This window comes from Granulicella sp. dw_53 (genome assembly GCF_018449545.1).
GTDB lineage: Bacteria > Acidobacteriota > Terriglobia > Terriglobales > Acidobacteriaceae > Edaphobacter.
Window position 1 is genome coordinate 77775 of the sequence record NZ_JAAVUR010000019.1, and the last position, 8749, is coordinate 86523.

The following is an 8749-nucleotide window of genomic DNA, read 5'->3' on the forward strand; positions in this document are numbered from 1 at the left end:
CGCGCGAGTACGGTGTGCCCGAACGGATTCGCACCTATACTAGAACAGCAATTTTAATGCGAACTGAATTTCACGCGGTGTATAGAATTGCGTGGTGCTGCTGATCGTACCGACTCCGTTGCTGTTCAGCGCTGCGTTCGGCAAGGCAAAGCTCGGCGTGTTGGTTAAGTTGAACACTTCGGTCCGGAATTGCAGAGTGGCCCGTTCGAAGATCGAGAACTCCTTGAAGGCAGAGATGTCGAAGTGACGGAAATGGGGTCCATGGAGGACGTTCCGAGGCGAATTACCCGCTGTACCAAAGGCCTGAGGGGCAAACGCCGCGACGTTGAAGTATTCGGCATTGGTTGGGTTATCCAGGTTCGGCTTGCCGATCTTATTCGGGCGATCGTTCGTAACCCCTGTATTGATCTGCGGGTTGTTGTTTTGGACTGTGAAAGCACTTCCGCTCTGCCAAACTAACAGTGCGTTACTCTTCCAGCCGCTGAAAATCACCTTCTCGATGCCGTGCGAGCGGGCTCCGAATGGCAACGCGTAGTTCAAGGTGCCCGTGACACGATTACGGATATCCGAATCGCTGTTGCCGTAGTCATAAGTAGAGATCTGCTTCGGCAGGAGGCCAATGCCGGCCTGGTTGCTCTGGTTGAGATCCGGAGAGTTGTCCAACTGGTGGGCAAGGGTGTAGTTCACGTTGAATGCGAGGCCGTTGGTAATGCGGCGTTGCACCACGGCCTGCAGTGCATTGTAGTTCGACACACCCGCGCTATAGACCTCGGTGATCGAGGAGATACCTGGGACCGTGCTGTTATAGGGCCGCGCCTGCTGTAGGGCCGCGGTGTTGGTGGTGTAGTTTACGACTGACTGGGGAACTGGGACATCGATGTTCGGAATGAACTGTGCCAGATGCCGACCAATATTTCCCACATAGGTAAGACTGATCACATTCGCGCCGATCTGCTTCTCTGCAGTCAGGCTCATCTGATACATGTAGGCGTTTCGGAAGTTACGAGCCATCGCGGTGTTGATGCTGCCGGTCGGGTTCGTGATCTGGCTGCTATCCACAAATGGGACAGTCAACCCTTGCGAGATGTTGTAATTGTAGTTCGGACCGAAGTTATAGACGAAGGGCTGGTTCTGCCGATCCCCCGAGGTGCCATAGTTATCGGGGAAGAAGCTGATGCCGAAGCCACCACGTACCACGGTCGCTTTAGGAAGGGTCAGTGCGAAGCCGAACCGCGGTGCGAAGTTTGAGTAGTCGGTTGCCACTCCTGCAGTATCGGAGACCCCGTTGAGGCCGGCCACGATGAGTTTGCCAGTGGCGTCGTCGAAGTTCGAGAGATGATTGTTACGCTCTGTGTAGGGGGTAAATAGATCGTAACGGACGCCAAGATTTAAGGTCAAATTCGGAATGACATGCCAATTATCCTGGATGTAGCCGCTAGGCTCCCATGTGCGATAGGAGACCGGGAAAAGCTGGTTTCCTCGTTGTACCTGATCTGCAATGCCCAACAACATGCTCGCGATGCCGCAAGTATTGGTAGAGTTCGTGCCGGTCCCGCTGCAGGTCGGCAAGACGCTCGCCGCGTATTGTCCTGTGAAGCTGAACTGACCCACCGCCAGAGAGCTTTGGATGTTCGTAGCCTGCCGGCGGACCAGCCCAGCACCGATCTTGATGCTGTGATTTCCCTTGTTGATCGAAACCGACCCAAGGTATTGGAAGGTGTTGTCGATGTCCTGCAGAGGAAGGTACTCACCGTCGCCGACACTGGCATAGCCGTTTGGCAGGAAAGGTGAGAGTGCAGATGATTCCGCATTATAATTTACGCCTGTCAGGCCGAATTGAGCGGAAGCGTTCGTGCCAAAGTTCAGTGGCAGCGACGCGTTATTGATGCGCGTATAGCCTGCCTTCAGTTCCAATAAAATGTTGGGCGTGAAGATGTGAATGTAATCCGCAAGGATATTCTGCTGCTGCTGCTGTGCCACGCCATCTTCGGAGTACACGCTGCCGCCAGGCGCGATGCCGTTGACGAGCGGCAGCGGACCGGGCGTGTTGGTACTGGTCACGTTGATCGAGTAGCGGCCATAAAGAATGTTTTTGTCATTGATATGCGCGTCGATACGACCGTCTGCCAGGTGCGCGAACTGTGACCGCTTGGGGGCGGAGAAGTAGTTGTTAACCGTCCCTGGCTTGTTGGGTGCAGGGTACAGTGCGAAGTATCGAAGCCCGATCGGGTTCAATTGCGCGGTCGGGATTACTGGACCGCCGACGTCCGAGAAATCTCCCGGATGTTGTTCCTGGTAAAGGGTCGGCACTGTCACGGTCGATGTGGAGCCCTGCACGATCCGCAGGCCCTCATAATCCCCGAAAAAGAAGAGCTTATTCTGCAGCACCGGACCGCCGAGAGAACCGCCGAACTGGTTCTGACGGAAGGGAGGTTTACTGCTCGCAAAGTACTCTGTAGCGTCGAGGGCATCGTTGCGCAGAAACTCATAGGCAGATCCGTGAAACTGGTTTGTACCGGATTTGGTGAGAATGGTGATGACGCCGGCGGCCGTACGGCCAACCTCGGCCGTGTAGAGATTCGTCTCGACGCGAAACTCCTGAATGGCGTCGATTGAGGGGCGAATTCCGATAGTTCCAATGATGCGCTCATTGTTGTCGAGACCATCGATCTCTTCGTTATTCACCATAGTGCTCTGACCGTTGATGGACACGGCTGAAGTGAGGCGGCGATCATCTGGACGCGTACCGCCCGCGATGGAGTTCGCGGTGCCCGGGTTGGCGCCGGGGACGAGCTGGACGAGGTCAATGAAATTGCGTCCGTTTGTGGGCAGGTTTTCGACGGCCTCGTTACTGATCGTACTTCCGATGGTGGAGTTGTCAGTCTGCAATGTTGGCGGTGCTGTATTTACCTGAACCGTCTGATCCCCACTGCCTACGGTTAAATGCGCATCGACACGACGTCGATCGCCGGCCTGTATCGCTATGCTAGGAACCTGGTACGTGGTGAATCCCTGATCCTCTACGCGAACGGAGTAGGATCCAACCGAAAGTGTAGTGAAGGTGAACTCGCCGCTCGAGCTAGTCACAGCGTGACGAGTTTCATGTGTGCCGAGGTTCTCTACCGTCACGCTGGCATTGGGAATCACAGCTCCCGATTGATCGGACACTGTACCCAGTATGTCTGCCGTCGTGCTTTGCGCATAAATGTCTCCATGCGCCAAGAAAGAAAGAGCCGCAACCGCAAGCGGCAGTGGCCACCCGCGTTTTGATATCGATAACATTTGAGCCTCCAAAAGAGTGAATGCAGGATCTCTAGCAATCTGGATAAGAGGGTGCTGAACTGGCCCTAGACAACAGGACAAATCTGAAAACCAGCGCGCGGTAATTAAAAGCCCGGTACTAGAGAACTGTCAATAGCTGTCACGCGGAGGCCTTGGACGCTTGCGCGCCGCCGCCCCGCTTGCCGGAATAGCTACTCCGCACGATCATACGGAGAATAGCAAGCAGGGAAATGCGGTATCTTCCTTATGCGTCAAGTTCTTTGGTGCCGCAGGCTTAAGCTAGAACAATGAGGCACTCTTTCCTCGCTCCCAGGCAAGCATGGTTCTATGATTCACATCGGTGTGACTGTGTTATCGATATCCTTAGCAGGAAGAAGCCTATTTTTTTATGTTGGATGACATCCCGAAGGCCAGGTTCTCGGTCTTTCCATCGTAGGTAGTTTCGAATGCGCTGCAAGAAGGAAAGTTTCCTCATGACATCGATTTTTCGCTTAGACTCCAGGTCCACCGCGCTCGCCTTAGCCTCAATCGTATTTTGTGTTTCGGCTCCCATTTTCCAGGCAAAGGCTCAGGGATTTTCGCCGCTTCCAAGTGCGACGAAGGTCGAGGAACGCGTCGTCGGTCCATATGACGTGAATGTACTGGCAGGCGGACCGGGTCTGACCAAGCATCTACTTGCCTCCAGCAAGGTGCTTGAGGCAAACAGTCCGTATACCCTGACGATGTGGGTCGAGCTCTCCGCTGATCCATCCTCCTTTACGCTGATCGCAGGTATTGGCGACGCGGCCCAGCAGGATTCCCGCTACGTGGGACTGACGAACGGCAAACCTATGTTGCGACTTGGACGGGGCAATCTGCTGGTCGCGCCCGCGGCAATTGTTCGCTCGGGTTGGCACTTCCTCGCGGTCAGCTTCGATGGTTCTCGGGCACACTTGTACGTGGACGGTGCCGAAGTCGCGCAGGGAGCTATGGCCCAGGGACGCGCCGCGCCAGAGCTGACCGTAGCGCCGGTCCTCGAAACGCCGGCGGAGCAGTCGGTGGAGCCGGAGCCGTTCGAACACTTCGGAGGACACGTATTGCATGTCACGCTCTATCCAAATGTGCTACTGGAAGACACCCTGCGCACCATGGCAAGGGAGCGGCCTGGACCGACATTGTCACGGTACGAAGACGCATCGCTGCCTTGGCCGGTGCAAATCCGCGGACAGGCGGGCTACACCGAGCCGCAAGATCCATCTCTGATGCCGCAAAGCAAGGAACCCTTCAGCAAACCGATGGCGAAGCCGCTGCCGCCGATGGCCACATCGGCCCTTACACCGGCCGAGGGCGGCTACTTCATCTTGAATGCAAACTGGATGATGGCTGCGGCTCCGGACGTGAAGGAGACCGGACAGTTGATTTCCGCTGCTGGCTTTGACAGCCGGCGCTGGCTCCGGGCAACGATTCCCGGTACGGTACTGACGACCCTGGTGGATCGAGGTGTCTATCCCGACCCTGACTACGGTCTGAATAATCTCGCTATTCCGGAATCACTGGCGCGGCAAGATTACTGGTATCGCGTGGAGTTCAAGACACCCATCAATGCCGCGGGTCGACACACTACCATTACCTTCAAAGGCATCAACTACGCGGCGGAAGTCTGGTTCAACGGTCACAAACTCGGAAAGATCAAAGGGGCCTTCATTCGCGGCAGCTTCAATGTGGCACCTTATCTACGCAGTGATGGCATGAACGCACTGGCAGTACGCATTTCGCCGCCGCCTCACCCGGGCATACCGGAAGAGGAATCAATTCTGGCTGGTCCTGGCGAGAACGGCGGAGCGATGGCGCTGGACGGTCCGACCTTTGTTGCGACCGAGGGCTGGGATTGGATTCCGGGCATTCGCGATCGCAACACCGGCATCTGGCAGGACGTGGTACTGACGGTTACGAACCAGCTTCAACTCGGCGACCCGCAGGTAATCTCGCGGCTGCCGCTGCCAGACACCAGCAGTGCCGATGTGGAAATCAGCGTGCCGGTTCAAAACGAGAGCATGCAGCCGATCGACGCTACGCTCCACGCCAGTTTTGAACGGGTGGACATAGAGAAGAAGGTGACGATTGCGCCCGGGCAGACTAGCATTCGCCTAACTCGCGACGACTTCCCGCAGCTTCACGTCGAACACCCGCGCCTCTGGTGGCCCAACGGCTATGGTCGTCCCGACTTATATCACCTGAAGTTGGCGATTTCGGCGGGTGACAGGGAATCGGATCGCAAGGAACTTACCTTCGGCATTCGCGAGGTCACCTATGAATTGAGCCTCTTCGATTCAACCGGTCATTTGCGCCGCGTTGAGGCATCGCCGACAGAGGCGAAGGCATTAAACCAGCAGATCGTGGATGTGAGCCATGAGGGAATGCGTAATCGACAGGCTGAGTTCTATGCAGCCAGTCTTACGAAGGGAGGAGAGCATTCCGCCGCAGTGAAGCCCGTAACCAATGAACCAGGATTGACGGATCTTGTCATCAAAGTAAACGGTGTGCGCATTGCGGCGCGCGGCGGTAACTGGGGCATGGACGATTCGCGTAAACGGGTCAGTCGGGAACATCTGGAGCCGTTCTTCCGGTTGCACAAAGAAGCGAACCTTAACATCATTCGCAATTGGGTTGGCCAAGACACCGAGGAGACATTCTTCGAACTGGCCGATGAGTATGGTCTGATGGTGTGGAACGACTTCTGGGCTTCGACGCAAAACTATAACGTGGAACCGCAGGACGTACCGCTGTTTCTGGACAATGCACATGATGTGGTGCGACGCTTCCGCAACCATCCGTCCATCATCCTTTGGTGTGGGCGCAATGAGGGCGTGCCGCAGCCGGTGCTGAACGAGGGCCTGATCGATTTGTTTCAGAAGGAGGATGGCACCCGCTACTACACGCCAGGTTCCAATCGCATCAACCTGCGCAACAGCGGCCCGTACAAATATCAGTCCCCGGACCTCTTCTACAGCACCCTCGATAAAGGCTTTTCCGTGGAATTGGGCATTGCATCGCTTTCGACGTTGGAGAGCCTGAAGGCGTCCATCGCACCAGCCGATCAATGGCCCATCAGCGATGCGTGGGCTTACCACGACTGGCACCAGACGGGGAATGGCGAAGTCGCACCCTTGATGCGCAAGATCGAACAGTACTTCGGCGCCGCAACGGACCTGGAGGACTTCGAACGCAAAGCGCAGATGTTCAACTACGTTGACCACCGAGCCATCTTTGAAGGCTTCAATCAGCACCTGTGGTTGCCGAACAGCGGGCGCATGTTGTGGATGACACAACCCGCATGGCCGAGCAACATGTGGCAGATTCTAAGTTCAGATTACGACACGCAAGCTAGTTTCTATGGCGTGAAGAAAGCGTGTGAACCCCTGCATGTGCAACTCGACTTGTCGGATTACACCGTGGCTGCAGTGAATACGACTAATGCTAACGGTGGTCCAGTCATGGTGCATGCGATGGTCTATTCCCTTGCCAATCAGGTCCTGCTAGCGCGCGATCAGCAGTTGAATCTGAACCCAAACGCGACCGCGCCCTTGTTTGTTCTGCCGCTGGCTCCTCTCTTCGAAAGCGAAGGCGTCGTCCTGGTACGGCTTGAGATGCGGGATGCCAAGGGCACTCTAATTTCCAGCAATACCTACTGGCTGGCTGGCGACGAAGACCGCTATCGCAAGCTGAATACGCTTTCCCCTGCGAAGCTGACTGCGTCGGCAACGTCGCACCGCGACGGAGATGAGATCGTCGTGGACCTGCAGCTTACGAATGGCGGAACGGTTGCAGCGATCGCCACCAAGGCGACACTACTGGATGCAAAGAGCAAAGAGCGTATTTTGCCTGCCTACTTCACAGACAACTACGTCACGCTTCTTCCAGGGGAGAGTATGCATCTCTCTGTGCGGTACCCGGCCACCGCCAACAACAAGAGCGGCGCGAAGGTCAGTCTGCGTGGGTGGAACCTGCCCAATGCCACGATCGATATTGTCAGCCATTCGTAAGGTTCCAAGGGAACAAAGCGGTGCCATCGTCCGCAACTTGGGGCAGTGGTATCGCTTTGGCAGGGAGAAGATGTTTTTCTTGATTATGGCCATTGCATAACTGTCTTGACATTGCATGCCGCTCTGCTGTTCCAGTCAGTCCTTGCTTGCCATATGTGGGGTCCAGCTTGCCTTTGGCGCACCGCACGATCCGCGGATGATTAACTTCAGAGGCAGTGTTATTTGCTCTCGGTCATAGGTCTCTTCCCGCGACCGGATTCTTCGAAACAGCATCTCCGCACCCTGTTTGCCAAGGTCTAGAATCGGCTGCCGGATTACGGTGATGCCGGGCTTTAGAAGGTCTGCCGTTTCGAAATCATCGAAACCGACAAGCACCACATCCTGGGGGATACTGAGATCCAGTGCCGAGATGGCGTGCAAGGTATTGCGTGTGATGACATTGTTGCTGCAGAACAGAGCGAGTTTTCGCTGTTTTTGCCGAAGATCCTGGAGGATAGGGATGATCTCCGTGGAAGGATCGCGAACGACCAAGGTCTGCGGAACAAGCCCAGCCTCGAGCATCGCGTCGCGGTACCCCTGATCCCGCTGTTGCAGGGTGTAGGCGGCGGGATTCATGTTGAGGTGGATGATTTTGTGATGCCTCAAGCGAATCAGATGTCGAACCGCATCGGCTGCGGCACACCGATTGTCAACCATGACTGTATCGAGAGGAGCATCTTCCAGCGGATGGTCCAGAACCACCACGGGAGCAGAGCGGAGTCGCCACAGCAGCGGGTCGTGACGGCATGCTCCGGGGAGAAGGACGATGCCTTCGACGTGCCGACGAGCCATAGAGAGTACCTGTTCCCGCTCGACACTGGAGTCATCGTCGGAGAGGGCGATGACGACCGAATACCCATTCTTTTTCGCGATCGTACTCGCACCGTGAGCGCAGGTAGCGAAGAAGGGATCCAATAGATTGGGAACGATAATGCCGATCTGCTTGGAACGCTGATGCCGGAGCGAGCGGGCTACCTCATTCGGGTGATAGTTCAACTTCCGCACGGCCGTTTCGATGCGATCACGCACTTCTTCGGTTACGTTTGCGCTTCCACTTAGTGCGCGCGACACCGTCATGGTGCTTACGCCAGCTAACGCCGCGACATCCCGCATACGTGAATTGCCGATCAACTGTGTTGCTCCTGAGCGCAAGGGTGGCTGCAATGGATCTAACCGTCGCAAATGTAGCCTGCTTTACGTTGCAGCGATATTATCGCGTCAGCGGTAACGCAGTCACCCATTCTGAGGAGAAGGTAGAAGCGGGTAGACCCGCGCCGTTGTAAAGCGCAGGTGGAACAACATTTGCCCAGGCATAGCGGACGAAACGCGGCCGCGAAACAGAGGGCGCCGACACCACTACGGACTCGCCCTCGATCTTCGCAACGGCAGAAACAAAAACGTGGTCG

3 protein-coding genes and 1 pseudogene are annotated in these 8749 nt (G+C 56.1%); 1 reads left to right on the plus strand and 3 read right to left on the minus strand.

Translation table 11 applies throughout. From position 1 onward, the window contains the following. Window positions 1-39 precede the first annotated feature (39 nt). Complete coding sequence (locus HB393_RS22165) at window positions 40-3282, minus strand: TonB-dependent receptor (protein WP_213807394.1); 3243 nt, start codon at window positions 3280-3282, stop codon at window positions 40-42. 446 nt (window positions 3283-3728) lie between these two features. Here HB393_RS22165 and HB393_RS22170 point away from each other — a divergent pair, with 446 nt between their 5' ends. Beyond that, on the plus strand, window positions 3729-7304 hold the full coding sequence (locus HB393_RS22170; protein WP_213807395.1) for a LamG-like jellyroll fold domain-containing protein: 3576 nt from the start codon (window positions 3729-3731) through the stop codon (window positions 7302-7304). 135 nt (window positions 7305-7439) lie between these two features. On the opposite strand, the gene HB393_RS22175 is transcribed toward HB393_RS22170, so the two are convergent. After that, window positions 7440-8474: a LacI family DNA-binding transcriptional regulator gene (locus tag HB393_RS22175; protein WP_213807396.1), complete on the minus strand. Its 1035-nt coding sequence runs from the start codon at window positions 8472-8474 to the stop codon at window positions 7440-7442. A gap of 79 nt (window positions 8475-8553) precedes the next feature. Then, a pseudogene (locus tag HB393_RS22180) lies at window positions 8554-8749 on the minus strand (sialate O-acetylesterase); the annotation flags it as partial.

Coding starts and splice junctions, on each gene's coding strand:
- HB393_RS22165 (WP_213807394.1), bottom strand. CDS start 3,282: ATGTTATCGATATCAAAACGCGGGTGGCCACTGCCGCTTGCGGTTGCG.
- HB393_RS22170 (WP_213807395.1), top strand. CDS start 3,729: ATGCGCTGCAAGAAGGAAAGTTTCCTCATGACATCGATTTTTCGCTTA.